Genomic DNA, 19,976 nt, shown 5'->3' on the forward strand with positions numbered 1-19,976 from the left:
GGCCGGCAAGCAGTTGGTCCAGAAGTTCCTTCTCAATAGCCATGCGATGATTCTCTCCTTTCCATCATCATGGCCTCGCGCACAGAATTCCCGACAGTCCCCGCGGCAGGGCAAGGGCGGCTTCACCTTCGGCTACAAGGCTCATGTCGGGGTGGATGAGGGCTCTGGCCTGATCCGCACGGTGATCACCACACCAGCCAACGTCAACGACACGGTCGTGGCTGACACCTTGATCTGCGGCGACGAGAAGACGGTTTGGGCGGACGCCGCCTACGACACCCATGCCCGCCGCGCCCGGCTCAAGGCCGAAGGCAAGAAGGTGCGCATCGCGCGCCGCCCCAACAAGCATCATCCGCAGCTGCCGCCGCGTCTCAAGCACTACAATCGCTTGATCGCCAGACGCCGGGCGGCGGTGGAGACCACCTTTGCTACCCTCAAGTGCCGCATGAAGCTGACCACGATCCGCTATGTCGGGCTGGCCAAGGCGACCGCCCAGGTGACGATGGCGGCGATCGCCTTCAACATGCGCCGATGGGCCGCTATCGCGGGATAGGTGCGCCTGAGTTCCGCCCATACAGGGTCGGACGACCGCCTGAAACCCCAAACAAGACGTCAAATCCCCCGCAAACAAGCGAACAACCGCCGCAACCCCGCCGCCGCAAGCTTTTGCTCATGACTGCGCAACAGGTCCACAAGGGGAGAAGGAAAGGGCGCTGCCGCTACGTGCCCCTCAAGCCCCAGCGCTATACGCCGCGATCGCCGCCATATTGACGATGTCCGAATCCTTGGCATTCAGCGAGACGATCTGAACCGGCTTGTTCAGGCCGACCAGCAGCGGGCCGATGACGGTCGAGCCGCCGAGTTCCTGCAGCATCTTGGTCGAGATCGAGGCCGAGTGGAAAGCCGGCATGATCAGCACATTGGCCGGACCGGTGAGGCGGATGAACGGATATTGCGCCATGGCACGGGCGTTGAGCGCCACGTCGGCGGCCATTTCGCCGTCATACTCGAAATCGACGCGCCGCTTGTCGAGGATGCGCACCGCTTCCTGGACGCGCTCGGAGCGCTCGCCTTGCGGATGGCCGAAGGTCGAATAGGCGAGCATGGCGAGCCTCGGCTCGTAGCCCATGCGGCGGGCGAAGCCGGCGGCCTCCTCGGCGATGTCGGCGATCTGTTCAGCGTTCGGCATGTCGTGCACGGCGGTGTCGGCGACAAGCACGGTGCGACCCCGCGCCAGCACGATCGACACGCCGATGACGCAATGGCCGGGCCTTGCGTCGATGACGCGGCGGATGTCGTCGAGCGCCGTCGAATAGTTGCGGGTAACGCCGGTGACGATGCCGTCGGCATCGCCCAGCGCCACCATGCAGGCGGCGAAATGGTTGCGGTCGTTGTTGATCAGCCGCTGGCAGTCGCGGAACAGGAAGCCTTTGCGCTGCATGCGCTCGTAGAGATAATCGGTGTAGACGGAGTTGCGCCGCGACAGCCGCGCATTGATGATCTCGATGCCTTGCTTGCCGAGGTCGATGCCGGCATTCCGGGCGTTTTCCTTGATGATGTCGTCGCGGCCGAGCAGGATGGCGGTGCCGAGCCGCTGGTTCACATAGGAGACGGCGGCGCGCATCACCTGCTCCTCCTCGCCCTCGGCAAAGACGATGCGCTTGGGCTGGCGGCGCACGCGGTCGTAGATGCGCTGCAGCGTCGAGGCGATCGGGTCGCGGCGGGCGGAAAGCTCCTGCGCGTAGCGGTCGAGATCGAGGATCGGCTTGCGCGCGACGCCGGAGTCCATCGCCGCCTTGGCGACCGCGATCGGGATCGCCGAGATCAGCCGCGGGTCGAACGGCACCGGGATGATGTAGTTGGGGCCGAATTTCGGCCGGTTGCCCTGATAGGCGGCGGCGACGTCGTCGGGCACGTCCTGGCGCGCCAGCTCCGCCAGCGCCCGGGCGGCGGCGATCTTCATGTCGTCGTTGATGGTGGTCGCCCGCACATCGAGCGCGCCGCGGAAAATGTAGGGGAAGCCAAGCACGTTGTTGACCTGGTTGGGATAGTCGGACCGTCCGGTCGCCATGATGGCGTCGGTGCGGATCTCGGCGACCTCCTCCGGTGTGATCTCGGGGTCGGGATTGGCCATGGCGAAGATGATCGGGTTCTTGGCCATCGACTGCACCATCCTGGTGGTCAGCGTGCCCTTGGCCGAGAGGCCGAGGAACACGTCGGCGCCGTCCAGCGCCTCGGCCAGCGAGCGCGCGCCGGTTTTGACGGCATGCGCCGATTTCCACTGGTTCATGCCTTCGGTGCGGCCCTGGAAGACGACGCCTTTGGTGTCGCAAAGGATGATATTCTCAGGCGCAAAGCCCATCGCCTTCATCAATTCGATGCAGGCGATGCCGGCAGCACCGGCGCCGTTGCAGACCATTTTCGTGGTCTTCATGTCGCGGCCGGTGATTTCCAGCGCGTTAATCAGCCCGGCGGCCGAGATGATGGCGGTGCCGTGCTGGTCGTCATGGAACACCGGTATGTCCATCAATTCGCGCAGCCGCTGCTCGATGATGAAGCATTCCGGTGCCTTGATGTCCTCGAGGTTGATGCCGCCGAAGGAGGGGCCGAGAAAGCGCACGCAGTTGATGAATTCGTCGGCATCCTCGGTGTCGACCTCGAGGTCGATGGAATCGACATCGGCGAAGCGCTTGAACAGCACCGCCTTGCCTTCCATCACCGGCTTCGAGGCCAGCGCGCCGAGATTGCCGAGGCCGAGGATAGCGGTGCCGTTGGAGATGACGGCGACCATGTTGCCGCGAACCGTGTAGTCGAAGGCGCGGCTCGGGTCCTCGGCGATGGCGAGAACCGGCACCGCGACGCCCGGCGAATAGGCGAGGCTGAGATCGCGCTGCGTCGCCATCGGTTTTGTGGCGACGATCTCCAGCTTGCCCGGACGGCCCATGGCGTGGAATTCCAGCGCCTCCTGGGCGCTGACTGAGGGCCCGTTGCTTTCGGTTTTCTTGGCCATGGTACTCTTGGTTTCCTCGCCCGTACGGCACCGCTTGAGATGGGTGCGCATGCTTTCTTTTGTGGAAGGTTCGGGATTAAGGCTACACTTCGCCGCTGTAAACCGCCAAGCATGGCTTGGAAAATTTTGGAAGCAGCTTTTTGAACGACGAGACGCCCATTCGAAGCGACAACGCCACGCCGGCCTTCGCGCCGGCGACGCCGATGATGGAGCAGTACATCGAGATCAAGGCGGCGAACCCGGATTCGCTGCTGTTCTACCGCATGGGCGATTTCTACGAGCTGTTCTTCGACGATGCCGAGAAGGCAAGCCGGGCGCTCGGCATCGTGCTGACCAAGCGCGGCAAGCACCAGGGGCTCGACATCCCGATGTGCGGCGTGCCGGTGCACGCCGCCGACGATTATTTGCAGAAGCTGATCGGCCAGGGGTTCCGCGTCGCCGTCTGCGAGCAGATCGAGGATCCAGCCGAGGCCAGGAAGCGCGGCGGCAAATCGGTGGTGCGCCGCGATGTTGTGCGGCTGGTGACGCCAGGCACCATCACCGAGGACAAACTGCTGGCGCCGTCGGAATCGAGTTTTCTGATGGCGCTGGGACGGGTCAAGGGCGGCGCCGAGCATTCCTTCGCGTTGGCCTGGATCGAGATCTCGACCGGTGTCTTCCGCGTCGCTGAAACCACCGCCGACCGGCTGCTCGCCGACGTCTTCCGTGTCGATCCGCGCGAGCTGATCGTCGCCGAACCGGTGTTTTACGACCCGGAGCTGAAACCGGTGTTCGACGTGCTCGGCCGCGTCGCCAGCCCGCAGCCGCCGTCGCTGTTCGATTCGGCTTCGGCCGCCGGCCGCATCGCCCGCTTCTTCGAGGTGGCGACGCCTGACAGTTTCGGCTCGTTTTCGCGCGCCGAGCTGTCGGCGATCTCAGGCGTCATCGCGTATGTCGAGAAGACGCAGAAAGCGGAGCGGCCGCCGCTGTCGCGGCCGGAGCGCGAGGAGCAGGGATCGACACTGTTCATCGACCCGGCGACGCGCGCCAATCTGGAGCTGCTGCGCACGCTGTCCGGCAGCCGCGAGGGGTCGCTGTTCAAGGCGATCGACCGCACGGTGACCGGTGGCGGCGCAAGGCTGCTCGCTGACCGGCTGATGGCGCCGCTGACCGACCCGGCGGCAATCGCTGCAAGGCTGGATTCGGTGTCGTTCTTCCGCTCCGAGACGCGCCTCTGCCAGGCGGTGCGGGCCAGCCTGAAGAGCGTCGCCGACATGCCGCGCGCGCTGTCCAGGCTGGCGCTCAACCGCGGCGGTCCGCGCGATCTCGGCGCGCTGCGCGCCGGTTTCGAAGCGGCCGGCGCCATCGCCGGACTGTTCGGGCAAACCGCCTTGCCCGCCGAACTGGCGGCGGCGCTAGCGGCCATCAAGGCACTGCCCGGCGCGCTGGCGACGCATCTGGCACAGGCGCTCAGCGACGAGCTGCCGCTGCTCAAGCGCGACGGCGGCTTCGTCCGTTCCGGTTACCACGCCGAACTCGATGAGATGCGGGCACTGCGCGACGAGTCGCGAAAAGTGATCGCCGGGCTGGAGCGCTCGCTGATCGACGAGACCGGCATCCGCTCGCTGAAGATCAGGCACAACAATGTGCTGGGATACTACATCGAAGTCACCGCCAACCACCATGCGCTGATGACCGGCAGCGACGGCGCCAAGGCGCGCTTCATCCACCGCCAGACCATGGCCAACGCCATGCGCTTCACCACCACGGAACTCGCCGAGCTGGAATCGAAGATCGCCAATGCCGCCGACCGGGCGCTGGCGATCGAGCTTGCCGCTTTCGAGGCGCTGACGGCGGAAGTCGTCGGCCAGGCCGACAGGATCCGCGCCGGCGCCGAAGCGCTCGCCGCGCTCGACGTTTCGGCAGCCCTTGCCTTGCTTTCCGAAAGCGAGGCCTGGTGCCGGCCGCTGGTCGATGCGAGCCTTGCCTTCGAGATTTCGGGCGGACGCCATCCGGTGGTCGAACAGGCACTGCGGCGTTCCGGCGAAGGCCCGTTCGTCGCCAATGATTGCGATCTGTCGCCGCAAGGCGATGCCAAGGCCGGCGCGATCTGGCTGCTGACCGGCCCCAATATGGGCGGCAAGTCGACCTTTCTCAGGCAAAACGCGCTGATCGCCATCCTTGCCCAGACCGGCTCCTTCGTGCCGGCGGCATCAGCCCATATCGGCGTCGTCGACCGGCTGTTTTCGCGGGTCGGCGCCTCCGACGATCTGGCGCGCGGCCGCTCCACCTTCATGGTCGAGATGGTCGAGACGGCGGCGATCCTCAACCAGGCAGGCGAACGCGCACTGGTCATCCTCGACGAGATCGGCCGCGGCACCGCCACTTTCGACGGCCTGTCGATCGCCTGGGCGGCGGTCGAATATCTGCACGAGAAAAACCGCTGCCGGGCGATTTTCGCCACGCATTTCCACGAGATGACGGCGCTGGCCGGAAAACTGCCGCGGCTCTCCAACGTCACCATGCGGGTCAAGGAATGGGAGGGCGACGTGGTCTTCTTGCACGAGGTCGGCAAGGGTGCCGCCGACCGTTCCTACGGCGTCCAGGTAGCGCGGCTGGCCGGCCTGCCGGAAGCCGTCGTCGGCCGGGCCAAGGAAGTGCTGCACCAGCTCGAAGCCGGCGAGGTTTCGGGCAAGGCCAACCGTCTGGTCGACGACCTGCCGCTGTTTTCCGTGGCGGCGAAGCGGGAAGCGTCGAAGCCGGCCAGGAGTGATGGGCTGGGTGAAGCGCTAGCGGAGATCAATCCCGACGAGATGACGCCACGCGAGGCGCTGGAAGCGCTGTACCGGCTGAAGGGGCTTGTGGGGAAGTAGTGCTCGTCCGATAGCGCTCTACGGCGCCCCCCTCTGTCCTGCCGGACATCTCCCCCTCAAGGGGGGAGATTGGCAGTTTCGCTGACAGCGCTTTTTCCTTCGACGTTCGAAGTTGGCGAAAGCCGATGCGAGATCCAATCTCCCCCTCAGTGGGGGAGATGTCCGGCAGGACAGAGGGGGGTGTGACGGAACGCTGCTTTGGCTTGCCTTCCGCCCCACCCCCTCAAATCATCGCCAGGCCCGACTTCCGCCTCGGCGGTGGGAAGGCGCGGTCAATTTCGGCGAAATCTTCGCTCGTGAGCTCGATGTCCAACGCCGCGACATTCTGCCGGACATGCTCCGGGCGGCTAGCTTTGGGAATGGCGATCACCCCGTCCTGCGCCATCACCCAGGCAAGCGCGATCTGCGCCGGCGTCGCACCGTGGCGAGCGGCGATGGCATCTAACCTGGCATTGCGCGCCAATACCCCCTGATCGACCGGCGAATAGGCCATCAGCGGCATACCGCGTTGCCGGCTCCACGGGGCGAGGTCGAACTCGACGCCGCGCTGCGACAGATTGTAGAGCACCTGATTGGTCTGGACGTTGCCGCCGGCCGGCAATCGGTCCAGCTCTTCCATCTCGCCGGTATCGAAATTGCTGACGCCCCAATGGCGGATCTTGCCGGCTGCCTTCAACGCTTCGAATGCCTCGACCGTTTCCGTCAAGGGCACGCTGCCCGGCCAATGCAGCAGATAAAGATCGATGCGGTCGGTGGCGAGATGCCTCAGGCTGTTCTCGCAGGCCCGTTTCACGCCGGCGCGCGAGGCATTGGACGGCAGCACCTTGGAGACCAGGAAAACCTCGTCGCGGCGACCAGCGATGGCCTCCGCCACCACCTCCTCGGCACCGCCGCTGGCATACATTTCGGCGGTGTCGATCAGCGTCATGCCGAGATCCAGCCCGAGCTTCAGGGCATTGGCCTCGTCGGTACGGCGGCGGCCGTCTTCGCCCATCTTCCAGGTGCCCTGGCCGAGCACCGGCACGGCTTCGCCGCAGGGCAGGGTGGTCGTTCGTATCGTCGATGGCATGGCATGCTCCAGTCCGAGGCCCGGATAGCACCATAGCCGCCAAGGGAAATCCAGGTGAAGCAGAAATCCAGGTGAAGCCTCTCGCCTGGATTCCCCGACAGCGTGACGCCTACTTCACCGGATGGGCGGCGAGCCAGTCCTGCATCTGCTTGATCTCGGCTTGCTGCGCGGCGATCACCGCTTCGGCCAGCTTGCGGATTTCCGGATCCTTGCCATTGGCGAGCTCGACCTTGGCCATGTCGATGGCAGCCTGGTGATGCGGGATCATGCCGCGGGCGAAATCGACATCGGCATTGCCGGAATATTCGATCGCCATCATGTCGGTATGCATCTTGTCCATCGCCGCCTTGTAGCCCTCGGTCGAGGGGCTCTGCGCGCCCATGGCGCCCATGTCGTGCTTCATCTCCTCGGCTTGTGCAGGAACGCTTTCGAGGAAAACAGCAAGCAGCATTCCCGCCGCCATCATCAGCAGCACGATCTTCTTGGCCAAGGTCATTCATCGTCTCCTTTTTTGAACAGGGTGTATCTGGAAGTTTTACTCAGAGTTTCAATGTCCTGAGCCGCAATGCGTTGGCGATGACCGAAACCGAAGACAGGCTCATCGCCGCCGCCGCAATCATCGGCGACAACAGCGTGCCGGTGAGCGGATAAAGCACGCCGGCAGCCACCGGCACGCCAAGCACATTGTAGAGAAAAGCGAAAAACAGGTTCTGGCGGATGTTGCGGATCGTCGCGCGGGCCAGCGTCCTGGCCCTGACGATACCGTTGAGATCGCCCTTGACCAGCGTAATCCCCGCACTTTCGACCGCAACATCGGCGCCGGTGCCCATGGCGATGCCGACATCGGCGGCGGCAAGTGCCGGCGCATCGTTGACGCCATCGCCGGCCATGGCGACGCCGGCACCGCCGGCGCGCAACTCCTCGACCAGCGCGTTCTTCTGTTCGGGCAAAAGCCCGGCATGCACCGCGTCGATGCCGAGCTTGGCGGCGATGGCCTTGGCGGTGCGCTCATTGTCGCCGGTCGCCATGACGATCTTCAGCCCGCTGTCATGCAGCGCCTTGATCGCCTCGGCGGTGGTCGCCTTGATCGGGTCGGCGACGGCGACGAGGCCGGCGAGCTTGCTTGCGACAGCGACGAACATCGCGGTCTTGCCGTCGGACTGCAGCGCCTCGGCACTGGCCAGGACCGAAGCCGTATCGATGCCGAGATCGGCCATCATCGCGGCATTGCCAAGCGCCACCTTCTGTCCCGAAACCGTGCCGGAAACACCCTTGCCGGTGACAGCCTCGAAACCGCTCGCGTCGGGGACCTTCACCCCGCGTCCGCGGGCGCCGTCAACGATCGCCTCGGCCAGCGGATGCTCCGAGCCTTTTTCCAGCCCGGCGGCGAGCGCCAGCAACTCGTCTTGCGCCATGCCTTCGACGGCAACGACATCGGTCAGTCGCGGCCGGCCTTCGGTCAGCGTTCCCGTCTTGTCGACGATCAGCGTATCGACCGAGGCAAAGCGCTCGAGCGCCGCCGCTTCCTTGATCAGCACGCCGGCATGCGCGCCGCGCCCGGTGGCGGTCATGATCGACATTGGCGTCGCAAGGCCGAGTGCACACGGACAGGCGATGATCAGAACCGAGACCGCCGAGACGATGGCAAACACCAGGCTGGATTCCGGTCCGACGATCGCCCAGGCTACAAACGCAATGATCGCAACGAGAACAACGGCCGGGACGAAGTAGAACGAGACGCGGTCGGCCAACCCCTGGATCGGCGCGCGCGACCGCTGCGCCTTGGCGACCAGTTCGACGATGCGCGCCAGTGTCGTCTCGGCGCCGATCTTTTCGGCGCGCATGATCAGTGAGCCATTCTTGTTGAGCGTGCCGCCGGTGAGGTTGTCGCCTTCGGTCTTTTCGACCGGCAGCGGCTCGCCCGTGATCATCGATTCGTCGACGGAAGAGCGCCCTTCAAGCACAATGCCGTCGACCGGTACAGCGTCACCTGGGCGGATGCGCAGGCGGTCGCCGGCCTTGACAATATCGAGCGGCACGTCGTTTTCGGAACCGTCCGCGCCGATCAGCCGCGCCGTCTTCGGCGCCAGGTCGAGCAGCGCACGGATCGCCGAGCCGGTTTTCTCGCGGGCACGCAATTCCAGCACCTGGCCGAGGAACACCAGCGCGACGATTACCGCCGCCGCCTCGAAATAGACCGGCACGGTGCCGTCATGGCCGCGGAACTGGTGCGGAAAGAGGCCTGGAAACAGTGTGGCGACGACACTGTAGAGATAGGCGGCACCGACGCCGAGCGAAATCAGCGTCCACATATTGGGGCTGCGATTGAGGATCGAATCCCAGCCGCGGTGGAAGAACGGGAATGCCGCCCACAGCACCACGGGGCTCGCCAGCGCCAGCTCCAGCCAGACCTTCGCGCGGTCGTCGATGAAGGCCTGGAATGTCAGGCCGAGCATCGGTGCCATGGCGATGACCAGCAACGGCACGGACAGCACCGCGCTCACCCAGAAGCGCCTGGTGAAATCGACCAGTTCGGGGTTAGGCCCCTCGTCGCCGGTCGGCACGCCCATCGGCTCCAGCGCCATGCCGCAGATCGGGCAGGAGCCGGGCTTGTCGCGGATGATTTCGGGATGCATCGGGCAGGTGTATTGCGTGCCCTTGGGCATCGCCTGCGGCGCCGGCTTGTCGCCGAGATATTTTGCCGGCTCGGCCTCGAACTTCGCCTTGCAGCCGGCGGAGCAGAAATAGAAGCCTTGGCCCTCGTGGCGCAAAAAGTGCTTGGCCGTGGCGCGATCGACGCTCATGCCGCAGACGGGATCGGTTGCGGTCAGATATTTTTCAGGTTCGGCGACGAATTTCGAACGGCAGCTTTCGCTGCAGAAATGATAGCGATGGCCGTCATGCCCGGCGGTCGGCTTGCCGGCGGCCGGATCGACGGTCATGCCGCAGACCGGATCCCGGACGACGGCGTCCGCGGCAGGCGAGGCGCTCTTTGCCGAGCAGCAGCTGCCATGGCTGTGATGATCGTGGTCGGAATGCGTCATGCCGAAAGCCCCTGTATTTCGATGTTGCAGCGGAGGTAGTGCTTCCAGTAACTGGAAGGTCAAGGGCCGATTTTCGATTTTTCGCGGCCAGGCCCAAACCGAACCGGCTGCGGGCACGAGACGATCGTCCCGTCGGCGGCCGCGGAGAACGCGTCCGTCCGCCCCATACCCAGCGCCGCGAAAACGCGCTATAGACGCCGCCGAAACGGCGAGGCCGAACGGCATTTATGGCAAGAATATCCCTGAAGCTCGAGGAACTGATCGACGGCGAAGCCTTGCGCCGCGAGATGACCGAACTGACCGCGGCCACGGCAGGCGACGGTTCGGGCAAGGCCGCGCGCGGCGGCGTCCTCAAGCTGCTCAAAAGCCGGCTCGCCGACGGGCGCACTGTCGCCGAACGCATGCTGATGGACGACGGCAGCGGCACCGCCTGCGCCGCCCGGCTGTCGCATCTGATGGATGAGATCATCCGTGCGCTCTACGATTTCGCTGCCACCCATGTCTACCGCGTGAAAAACCCATCGTCGGCCGAGCGCATGGCGGTCGTTGCCGTCGGCGGCTATGGCCGCGGCACGCTGGCGCCGGGCTCCGACATCGACCTGCTGTTCCTGCTGCCCTACAAGCAGACGCCATGGGGCGAGCAGATCGTCGAATATATGCTCTACATGCTGTGGGACCTCGGGCTGAAGGTCGGCCACGCGACGCGCAACATCGACGAGTGCCTCAGGCTGTCGCGCACCGACATCACCATCCGCACCTCGATCCTGGAGGCGCGGTTCCTGTGGGGCGAGCAAAAGCTCTATGACGAGCTTCTGCAGCGCTTCGACCACGAGGTGGTGCGCACCACCGGCCCCGAATATGTCCAGGCCAAGCTTGCCGAACGCGACGAGCGTCACGCCAAGGCCGGCGAGAGCCGTTACCTGGTCGAACCTAACGTCAAGGACGGCAAGGGCGGCCTGCGCGACCTGCAGACGCTGTTCTGGATCGCCAAATATTTCTACCGGGTGCGCACCGGCGAGGAACTGGTCGACAAGGGCGTCTTTACCGACGCCGAATACAGGGAATTCCAGAAGGCCGAGGACTTCCTGTGGGCGGTGCGCTGCCACATGCATTTCCTCACCGGCAAGGCGGAGGAGCGGCTGCATTTCGACATCCAGCGCGACATCGCTGAGCGGCTCGGCTACACCACCCATCCCGGTCTGTCGGCGGTCGAGCGCTTCATGAAGCACTACTTCCTCGTCGCCAAGGATGTCGGCGACCTGACCCGCATTTTCTGCGCCGCGCTGGAAGAGGAGCAGGCCAAGCATGTGCCGGGCTTCAACCGCATCTTCCTCACCTTCTCGCGGCGCAAGCGCAAGCTCGCCGGCACGGCCGATTTCATCGTCGACAACCACCGCATCAACATTGCCGACGACGAGGTGTTCGAGCGCGATCCGGTCAACCTGCTCAGGCTGTTCTGGTTTGCCGACAAGCACGGCCTGGAATTCCACCCCGATGCGCTGAAGCTTTTGACCCGCTCTCTCGGCCTCGTCGGCAAGGCGCTCAGGCGCGACGAGGAGGCCAACCGGCTGTTCCTCGACATCTTGACCTCGGACCGCAACGCCGAGCTCAATCTGCGGCGAATGAACGAGGCCGGACTGCTTGCCAAGCTGATCCCGGACTTCGGCAAGATCGTCGCCATGATGCAGTTCTCGATGTATCACCACTACACCGTGGACGAGCATTTGATCCGCTGCATCGGCGTGCTGGCCGAGATCGAGCGCGGCGACGGCGAAAAGGTGCATCCGCTTTCCCACGCGCTGATGCCGGGGCTGAAGAAGAGCCGCGAGGCGCTCTATGTCGCCGTGCTGCTGCACGACATCGCCAAGGGCAGGCCTGAGGACCATTCGCAAGCCGGCGCCAGAATCGCGCGGCGCATCTGCCCGCATATGGGGCTCTCGCCGGCCGACACCGAAACGGTCGCCTGGCTGGTCGAGAACCACCTCGTCATGTCGATGACGGCGCAGACCCGCGATCTCAACGACCGCAAGACGATCGAGGATTTTGCCGCCATCGTGCAGTCGGTCGAACGGCTGAAGATGCTTTTGGTGCTTACCGTCTGCGATATCCGTGGCGTCGGGCCGGGGGTCTGGAACGGTTGGAAAGGCCAGCTGCTGCGTACGCTCTACTACGAGACCGAGCTTTTGTTGACCGGCGGGTTTTCGGAGGTGTCGCGCGCCAAGCGGACTGCGGCGGCGCGCGAACAACTGGCCGAGGCACTTGCCGACTGGCCGGAAAAGGCCCGCAAGCGTTATGTCGGCCAGCACTACGAGAACTATCTGCTGGCGGTCGATCTTCCCGACCAGCTGCGCCATGCCGAATTCATCCGCGAGGCCGATCACGCCGGCAAGAAGCTCGCCACCATGGTCAAGACCCACCAGTTCGAGGCGGTGACCGAGATCACGGTGCTGGCGCAGGACCATCCGCGCCTGCTCTCGGTGATTGCCGGCGCCTGTGCTGCGGCCGGCGGCAACATCGTCGACGCGCAGATATTCACCACTTCGGACGGCCGCGCGCTCGACACCATCCTGATCTCCAGGGAGTTCGACCGCGACGAGGACGAGCGTCGCCGTGCCGAGCGCGTCGGCCGGCTGATCGAGGACGTGCTGTCGGGCAAGAGCTGGCTGCCCGAAATGATCGAGAAGCGCACCAAGCCACGGCGCGGCGCCAAGGTCTTCCGCATCCCGCCACGCGCCGAGATCCGCAACACCCTGTCGAACCGGTTCTCGGTGATCGAGGTCGAAGGACTGGACAGGCCGGGCCTTCTGTCGGAGATCACCGGCATGTTGTCGGACCTGTCGCTCGACATCGCCTCGGCCCACATCACCACCTTCGGCGAAAAGGTCATCGACACGTTCTACGTCACCGATCTCACCGGCCAGAAGATCGACAGCCCGTCGCGTACGGCGACCATCCGCAACAGGCTGATCGCGGTGCTCGAGGGCACGGCGTCCGAGCGCGGCAAGACCAAAACGGCCGCCGAGTGACTGTTACCTTCCATTTGCCCCAATCCCACAGGCAGTCTTCAAGCGCATGAGCCTTGTCAAGAAATTCGCCACGGTCGCTTCCGGCACGCTGATGAGCCGCGCCCTCGGCTTTGGCCGCGAGATGCTGATGGCTGCCGCACTCGGCACCGGGCCGATCGCCGACGCCTTCAACGCCGCCTTCCAGTTTCCCAACACCTTTCGCCGGCTGTTCGCCGAAGGCGCCTTCAACGCCGCCTTCGTGCCGCTGTTCGCCAAAGAGATCGAGACGCACGGCACCGACGGCGCCAAGCGTTTTTCCGAAGAGGTGTTCGGCGTCTTGTTCACCGCGCTTCTGGCGCTGACCATCGCCATGGAATTGGCGATGCCGCTGATCGTGCGCTACCTGGTGGCGCCGGGCTTTGCCGACACGCCCGGAAAATTCGAGATGACGGTGGCACTGGCGACCGTCATGTTCCCTTACCTGATCTGCATGTCGCTCGGCGCCATGATGGCCGGCATGCTGAATTCGCTGCGCCGCTATTTCGCCGCCGCGGTGGCGCCGGTGTTCCTCAACATCATCCTCATCGCCGTGCTTGCCTATGCCTGGTACAAGGGTTCGGACGCCCGCACCGTCGGTTTCGGGCTGGCCTGGGGCGTACTGGCGGCCGGCTTGGTGCAGCTGGCGATCGTCTGGGCGGCGGTGCGCCATGCCGGCATTTCGATCGGCTTCCGCCGGCCGAAGATGACGCCCAGCGTCAAGCGGCTGCTGATCCTGGCACTGCCGGCGGCGATCACCGGCGGCATCACCCAGATCAACCAGCTGATTGGCACGGCGATCGCGTCGGCGCAGGACAGCGCGGTGTCGTCGCTGGCCTATGCCGACCGCGTTTACCAGCTGCCGCTGGGCGTTGTCGGCGTCGCCGTCGCCATCGTGCTTTTGCCGGAACTGTCGCGGGCGCTGAAGTCAGGCAATCTGGTCGAGGCGGCCAATCTGCAGAACCGCTCGGTCGAGTTCACCCTGTTCATGACCTTGCCGGCGGCGGCCGCCCTGCTGGTCATGTCCGAGCCGATCGTGCGGCTGGTCTATGAGCGCGGCGCCTTCGCCGCCAACAATTCGACGCCGACGGTCGCGGCAATCCTGGCGATCTTCGGCCTCGGTCTGCCGGCCTTCGTGCTGATCAAGGCCTTCACCCCAGGCTATTTCGCCCGCGAGGACACGCGCACGCCGATGATTTTCGCCGCCATCTCGGTGGCGGTTAACATTACGACGGCACTGACGCTGTTTCCGACGATGGGCGCGCCCGGCATTGCCGTTGCCTCCGCCGTCGCCGGCTGGGTCAATGCGGCGATGCTGCTGGCCGTGCTGATCCGGCGCGGCCACTGGGGCCGCGACTTGCCGCTCATGAAACGCATCCCGCGGCTGGTGCTGTCGGCGGCGGTGATGGCGGCGGCGCTCTATTTTGCCGAGCACTGGTTCGCCGCAAGTCTCGGCTCGGGCTCGCCGCTGGTGATCAAGGCGGTAACGCTGCTTGCGCTCGTCGCCGGCGGGGCGCTGCTTTACTTCGTCACTGCGTTTGCCACCGGGGGTGCGGATTTCGGCATGATCCGCCGCAATATCGGGCGTAAAGGCTCCCAGCCGGTCAAGGAGCAATCTCCGGATTCGTGAGGCGGAAAATTCGTCAGGTCCAATTTTGTTCTTGCTTTGTGCCTGCAGCTATGCTACTAATTTGCGTATGGTGCTGATTCGCACCGACGACCCCGCCGCAAGGCGGGTTTTTGATTCTGGTCGGCGCCATCCCCTTCAAACAGCCTTCTGTGGCGTCTTGCTCGGCCACGGTCAAAGCCCCGCGCGGCCTAGCCAACACCCCTCTTGATCGTCTCCTCGCTCTCGTCCATAAGCGCGCCGTCGCAAGACTTTCGCCGCGCGCGAAACGGCCCTCCACAAGCCAGGGATACACCATGACCGGCCTCAACCAGCCCGCCTTCAAGCCACTCGTCTTTTCCGGCGTCCAGCCAACCGGCAATCTGCATCTCGGCAATTATCTCGGCGCCATCAAGAAATTCGTCGCCCTGCAGGACACCTCCGACTGCATCTACTGCGTCGTCGACCTGCATTCGCTGACCGCGCAGCTCGTCTATGAGGATCTTCAGGACCAGACGCGTTCGATCACCGCGGCGTTTCTCGCCTCCGGCATCGATCCGACCAAGCACATCGTCTTCAACCAGTCGCGGGTGATGCAGCACGCCGAGCTTGCCTGGATCTTCAACTGCGTGGCGCGCATTGGCTGGATGAACAGGATGACGCAGTTCAAGGACAAGGCCGGCAAGGACCGCGAGAACGCCTCGCTCGGCCTGCTCGCCTACCCCTCCCTGATGGCCGCCGATATCCTCGTCTACCGCGCCACCCATGTGCCGGTCGGCGACGACCAGAAGCAGCATCTGGAGCTGACCCGCGACATTGCGCAGAAATTCAACAACGATTTTTCGGACCGTATCGCGGCGATTGGTGTCGGCGTCGAGATGCAGGTGGGCGAAGAGACGGTGAACGGCTATTTTCCGCTGACCGAGCCGGTCATCGGCGGCCCGGCGGCGCGCATCATGTCGCTGCGCGACGGTTCGAAAAAGATGTCGAAGTCCGACCCGTCGGACCTGTCGCGCATCAACCTGACCGACGATGCCGACGCCATCTCGAAGAAGATCCGCAAGGCCAAGACGGACCCGGAGGCTTTGCCCGGCGAACTGGACGGGCTTGCCGGCCGGCCGGAAGCGGAAAACCTCGTCGGCATCTATGCCGGCCTCGCCGAAATATCGAAAGAGGCGGTGCTGAAGGAATTCGGCGGCCAGCAGTTTTCGGTGTTCAAGCCGGCGCTGGCCGATCTCGCGGTGGAAAAGCTGGCGCCGATCGCCGGCGAGATGCGCCGCATCTCCGGCGACCGCGCCTATGTCGACGCGGTGCTGCGGGATGGCGGCGAGCGTGCCGGCACATTGGCCGAAGCGACGATGAAGACCGTGCGCGACATTATCGGCCTGCTGCAAGGCTAATTTATGTCGCGCAAAAGTGTGCAGCGGTTTTGCGATAACGACATGCATAGAACAAGAACCTGAAGCGCGTCGCATGAGGCCGGTCGAACGCGACGCGCTTTAAGCTGCACCAATATCGCCACAGCCGCCGGTCGCTTGCGGGCGGGCTGTGGCGGTGGCAGATTGCGGCCGAAACCATCGAGCAGGGTGAATATGGTCTCCAAACGCCTCAGCCGCGAAGCCGGTCATCGCCGCAAGTTCCTGGCGATCATCGACGACACGCCGGAATGCGAGCGCGCCGTCGCCTACGCCTCGAAGCGGGCGCAAAGCACGGGCGGCGTGTTGGTGCTGCTCTATGTCATCGAGCCGGATGATTTCCAGCACTGGCTGGGCGTCGAGAAGATCATGCGCGAGGAGGCGACCGCCACGGCGCGCGCCGCGCTCGACAGCTACGCCAACAAGGTGCGCCAGAAGCTCGGCATCGAGCCGGAACTGGTGGTGCGCGAAGGCAAGCCGACGGAAGAGATCCACAAGCTGATCGAGGAAGACCAGGACATCGCCATCCTGGTGCTGGCGGCAGGCGCTGGCAAGGAAGGGCCTGGGCCGCTGGTCGGCGCGGTTGCCGGCAAGGGCGCCGCCTTTCCGATTCCAGTGACTGTGGTGCCGCAGAACCTGTCGGACGAGGAGATCGACAGCCTCGCCTGAGATGTGCCGATATTCAGGTGAGGCCGGCCTACAAATGGCGGCTTCCTGCGCTTCCGGTGCTCACGTACCAAAAGTACGCTCCGCTCCGGTTCTCGGAAACCATCATTTTCGGCTCGGCCTGACCTGAATCTCAACACATCTCCAATTGTTTCAGCGAGCTAGCAAAACATTCCACCAGCCAGCCGTTCCCCGCGATGCCTTTCGCTTGAATGTCGGGCGGATAAAGCCTAATTAGAATTATTCCAAACTAGCTGCCCGAAACGGGCACGGAGATGGCCATGTTCATCCAGACCGAGTCGACGCCAAACCCGACAACGCTGAAATTCCTGCCCGGCAAGGAAGTGCTGCAAGAAGGCACCGCCGATTTCCGCGATGCCGACAGTGCCGCGACGGCTTCGCCGCTGGCCGGCCGGCTGTTCGAGATCCCCGGCGTCACCGGCGTCTTCTTCGGCTATGATTTCATCACCGTGACCAAGGACGGCCCCGACTGGCAGCATCTGAAGCCGGCTATCCTCGGCGCCATCATGGAGCACTTCATGTCCGGTGCCCCGGTGATGGCCAAGGCCGGCCCCGCCGCCGAGACCAGCCAGACCGGCGAATTCTACGACAAGGCCGACGAGGAGCTGGTCGTTACCATCAAGGAGTTGCTCGACACGCGGGTGCGCCCGGCGGTGGCCCAGGACGGCGGCGACATCACCTTCCGCGGCTTCGAGAACGGCACCGTGTTCCTGCACATGAAAGGCGCCTGCGCCGGCTGCCCGTCGTCGACGGCGACGCTGAAGCACGGCATCCAGAACCTGCTCCGGCACTTTGTGCCGGAAGTGCAGCACGTCGAACAGGTCTCCTGACGCGCCGTTCCATCGTCAACGTCGATAGACAACAAAAAACCGGGCCAAAGTGCCCGGTTTTCTGTTTGCGACGTCTGTGTTGTTGCCTAGACGGTCCGCGTATAAAGCTCTTCTTGTTTGACCATGATCTTGTCCGAAAACCGGGTCCCGCTTTTCGGGATCATGGTCTTACAGCACAATGACCTTGGCGCCGACCGAGGTGCGGTCGTAGAGGTCGATAATGTCCTGGTTCATCAGCCGGATGCAGCCCGACGACATCGCCTTGCCGATGGAATTCCATTCCGGGCTGCCATGCAGGCGGTAGCCCATATCGCCGCCCTTGTTGAACAGGTACATGGCGCGCGCGCCGAGCGGGTTCTTCAACCCCGGCTCCATGCCGCCGGCAAACTTGGCCAGCTCCGGCTGTCGCCTGATCATCTGCGAAGGCGGCGTCCAGGTCGGCCATTCGCGCTTTAGTGCGATACGGGCGGTGCCGTGCCATTCGAAACCTTCACGGCCGACGCCGATGCCGTAGCGCATCGCTTCGCCGTCGCCCATGACGAAATAGAGGAACTTGTTCTGCGTATCGACGATGATGGTGCCCGGCTTTTCCCTGGTGTCGTAGTCGACGATCTGCCGGCGGTATTTGAACGGCACCTTTTCGATCGGGATGCGCGGCAGATGATAGCCGGCATCGGTCACCGCGCCATAGTTGTTGGTGAAGATCTGCGAGCCGATGGTGCTGCAACCGGCGACAGCCGTCGACAGCGCCAGGGCCGCGACGATTGCAAGTGACTTCATGCGCATGAAAAGGTCCGATGCCTGCCCAAACAACAGCGGCTCGAGTCGGCCGCTTTTTTCATCTTCATTCATGCTGGCATTTGCTTTGCTTGCCAAGCGGGCGATGCCTATATCCTTGGGCTTGCGTGCTGGTAAACCTGCGACTATGGCATTTCGGCAACAGCCCCCGCAGGATTATGCTGCAAAATCAATGGGCCAAGAACAAGAACCCCGAGACGGGGAAATCACCATGAATGTCGGTGACGCTGCCCGGCGCTCTGGCCTGCCGGCCAAGACCATCCGTTACTACGAGGAGATCGGCCTGATCCGGCCTGAGACGCGGCCGCTGCAGGAGATAATTCTGACAAGCCTGGTTCAATAGGCCGGGTTCAATAAAGAACGCCGCGAAGCACGGTCCAGGCCAGAAGCCCGAACGTGCCGATCACCACCAATGCACCAAGGACCGTGCCGATCTTTTCAGGCAGTCCATCGGGGCGACCAGGATCGTCGGCCATTCAACTATCGATCATGACGTATGCGGCACCAAACACGGCAACGATGATTGCCCCAAGCACCGCCCATCCTCTAACGGCCGAGCGGATTTCCTCCGGTGTCGCCGATTTACGTCCGTCATCGTCCGTCATCTAATGCTCCTCGTAAAAATCCCGTGGCCGACATTGAAAGCGCAAGCTGCCGGCGCTGCCAAGAGGGTGCAGCGGACTCTTTTGCGCAAAAGTTTAGGAACGTGCGCCGTCCGAGAGCAAGCGTTACCAGCCTTCGACACTCCGCAAAGCACGGGCGGCCGTCATGATCCCGGTGGGCGATACCGGATCGACTTCGCTTTCCCAAGCGCGTCCATCGTCTCTTCGACACTTAACAGGACGGTGGTCTCGTACGAGCTGAGCGCGCCTCCCGCACCGATGGCGAGCATGACAGAGGCCATGGACACGTTGTCCGGCGCCTCCCATAGGTTCCAGCCATCGTACTCTCCGAAGGCATACCAGAACCCGTGCAGCTTTCCGCCGACCGACTCGATGTAGGAACGGGCAGCCTCGCGTCTGTCCTCGGGATTATCCATCAAGCGCGCCCAGGTTTCGGGCCTGTAGCTGAATCGCGTGAGATACATCGGCATGGTTCGTCTCCTCCCAGAGCTGCCCCCACCAAGACAGTTAAGCGCCCCAATCCGGGAGAACGCGAGTCGTTTCCGAGGCGTAGTACCGCTGGCTTAGTTGCGGGACCGCTAATAGACCTGTTTCAATTGCCTTTCCCAAGGGGAGTAAGGTCAATGGCAGCCTATCTTATTGCCGATGTCGACATAACCGACGCCGCCGTTTTCGAGGAATACCGCCGGGACGTGCCTGCAACCGAAGCCCGCTACGGGGGAAGGTACATCGCTCGTGGCGGAGCCACCAAAGTGCTGGAAGGCGATTGGGAGCCTCATCGCCTTGTCATCGTCGAATTTCCCGACATGGCCTCGCTCCTCGCATGGTACGACTCTCCGGAATACGGCCGCCTCAAAGCCATCCGCGAACGCTGTGCAAAGACGAGGATCATTGCTCTCGAGGGCATGATGCCGGTTAGCTAGAGGGGGTTGTCAACCAGATAATAGCCCCAAGAAAGGCGATTATCTGGTTGACAAACCCAAACTGGAGAGGTAGAAAGA

General features: G+C 63.9%; 16 protein-coding genes and 1 pseudogene. 9 read left to right on the plus strand and 8 right to left on the minus strand.

The annotated features are described in order from the left end of the window. A partial coding sequence (locus NKH05_RS16815; RefSeq protein WP_353025774.1) for a transposase occupies positions 1–553 on the plus strand: 553 nt, incomplete at its 5' end. 177 nt (positions 554–730) lie between these two features. Here the strand turns inward: NKH05_RS16815 and NKH05_RS16820 are convergent. Next, positions 731–3,010, minus strand: a complete 2,280-nt coding sequence (locus NKH05_RS16820; protein WP_023717919.1) for an NADP-dependent malic enzyme — start codon at positions 3,008–3,010, stop codon at positions 731–733. Positions 3,011–3,213: 203 nt separating this feature from the next. On the opposite strand from NKH05_RS16820, the gene mutS reads away from it, so the two are divergent. Continuing rightward, on the plus strand, positions 3,214–5,862 hold the full coding sequence (gene mutS, locus NKH05_RS16825) for a DNA mismatch repair protein MutS (protein ID WP_352548835.1): 2,649 nt from the start codon (positions 3,214–3,216) through the stop codon (positions 5,860–5,862). A 223-nt stretch (positions 5,863–6,085) separates the two neighbouring features. Here the strand turns inward: mutS and NKH05_RS16830 are convergent, their stop codons facing one another. The 3 genes from NKH05_RS16830 to NKH05_RS16840 form a co-directional block, all read right to left on the minus strand. Further along, the gene (locus tag NKH05_RS16830; RefSeq protein ID WP_353025775.1) at positions 6,086–6,931 is read right to left on the minus strand and encodes an aldo/keto reductase; all 846 of its coding nucleotides are present in this window, start codon (positions 6,929–6,931) and stop codon (positions 6,086–6,088) included. A gap of 109 nt (positions 6,932–7,040) precedes the next feature. Further along, a complete protein-coding gene (copM, locus tag NKH05_RS16835; protein WP_023676379.1) occupies positions 7,041–7,427 on the minus strand; it encodes a CopM family metallochaperone in 387 nt (128 codons plus the stop codon). Positions 7,428–7,470: 43 nt separating this feature from the next. Further along, complete coding sequence (locus NKH05_RS16840; RefSeq protein WP_353025777.1) at positions 7,471–9,975, minus strand: heavy metal translocating P-type ATPase; 2,505 nt, start codon at positions 9,973–9,975, stop codon at positions 7,471–7,473. Positions 9,976–10,202: 227 nt separating this feature from the next. On the opposite strand from NKH05_RS16840, the gene NKH05_RS16845 reads away from it, so the two are divergent. The 5 genes from NKH05_RS16845 to NKH05_RS16865 all read left to right on the plus strand — a co-directional run bounded on the left by NKH05_RS16845 (position 10,203) and on the right by NKH05_RS16865 (position 17,554). Beyond that, positions 10,203–13,001 (plus strand): [protein-PII] uridylyltransferase, encoded by a 2,799-nt coding sequence (locus tag NKH05_RS16845; RefSeq protein WP_352483311.1) that lies wholly within the window; start codon positions 10,203–10,205, stop codon positions 12,999–13,001. A gap of 46 nt (positions 13,002–13,047) precedes the next feature. Further along, positions 13,048–14,646, plus strand: coding sequence for a murein biosynthesis integral membrane protein MurJ (gene murJ, locus NKH05_RS16850; RefSeq protein WP_352493727.1), 1,599 nt, complete (start codon positions 13,048–13,050; stop codon positions 14,644–14,646). A 293-nt stretch (positions 14,647–14,939) separates the two neighbouring features. Continuing rightward, positions 14,940–16,022 carry a tryptophan--tRNA ligase gene (gene trpS / locus NKH05_RS16855; RefSeq protein ID WP_352716812.1) on the plus strand — a complete coding sequence of 361 codons (1,083 nt, stop codon included), beginning with the start codon at positions 14,940–14,942 and terminating at the stop codon, positions 16,020–16,022. 192 nt (positions 16,023–16,214) lie between these two features. After that, positions 16,215–16,706: a universal stress protein gene (locus NKH05_RS16860; protein WP_023717912.1), complete on the plus strand. Its 492-nt coding sequence runs from the start codon at positions 16,215–16,217 to the stop codon at positions 16,704–16,706. 278 nt (positions 16,707–16,984) lie between these two features. Then, positions 16,985–17,554, plus strand: a complete 570-nt coding sequence (locus tag NKH05_RS16865; RefSeq protein WP_023717910.1) for a NifU family protein — start codon at positions 16,985–16,987, stop codon at positions 17,552–17,554. 168 nt (positions 17,555–17,722) lie between these two features. On the opposite strand, the gene NKH05_RS16870 is transcribed toward NKH05_RS16865, so the two are convergent. Then, positions 17,723–18,340, minus strand: coding sequence for a L,D-transpeptidase (locus NKH05_RS16870; RefSeq protein WP_023717909.1), 618 nt, complete (start codon positions 18,338–18,340; stop codon positions 17,723–17,725). Positions 18,341–18,563: 223 nt separating this feature from the next. Here NKH05_RS16870 and NKH05_RS16875 point away from each other — a divergent pair. After that, positions 18,564–18,647 (plus strand): annotated as a pseudogene (locus NKH05_RS16875) (MerR family DNA-binding transcriptional regulator); the annotation flags it as partial. Between the two features lie 55 nt (positions 18,648–18,702). On the opposite strand, the gene NKH05_RS16880 reads toward NKH05_RS16875, so the two are convergent. The 3 genes from NKH05_RS16880 to NKH05_RS16890 form a co-directional block, all read right to left on the minus strand. Beyond that, a complete protein-coding gene (locus tag NKH05_RS16880) occupies positions 18,703–18,828 on the minus strand; it encodes a hypothetical protein (RefSeq protein ID WP_352467528.1) in 126 nt (41 codons plus the stop codon). Continuing rightward, a complete protein-coding gene (locus NKH05_RS16885; RefSeq protein ID WP_352483307.1) occupies positions 18,829–18,957 on the minus strand; it encodes a hypothetical protein in 129 nt (42 codons plus the stop codon). 161 nt (positions 18,958–19,118) lie between these two features. Next, positions 19,119–19,445 (minus strand): GYD domain-containing protein, encoded by a 327-nt coding sequence (locus NKH05_RS16890; protein WP_023717906.1) that lies wholly within the window; start codon positions 19,443–19,445, stop codon positions 19,119–19,121. 153 nt (positions 19,446–19,598) lie between these two features. Between NKH05_RS16890 and NKH05_RS16895 the strand changes: the two genes are divergently transcribed. After that, the gene (locus NKH05_RS16895) at positions 19,599–19,898 is read left to right on the plus strand and encodes a DUF1330 domain-containing protein (RefSeq protein WP_023717905.1); all 300 of its coding nucleotides are present in this window, start codon (positions 19,599–19,601) and stop codon (positions 19,896–19,898) included. Positions 19,899–19,976 lie beyond the last annotated feature (78 nt).

The organism is Mesorhizobium sp. M1399, from assembly GCF_040317735.1.
Taxonomy (GTDB): Bacteria; Pseudomonadota; Alphaproteobacteria; order Rhizobiales; family Rhizobiaceae; genus Mesorhizobium.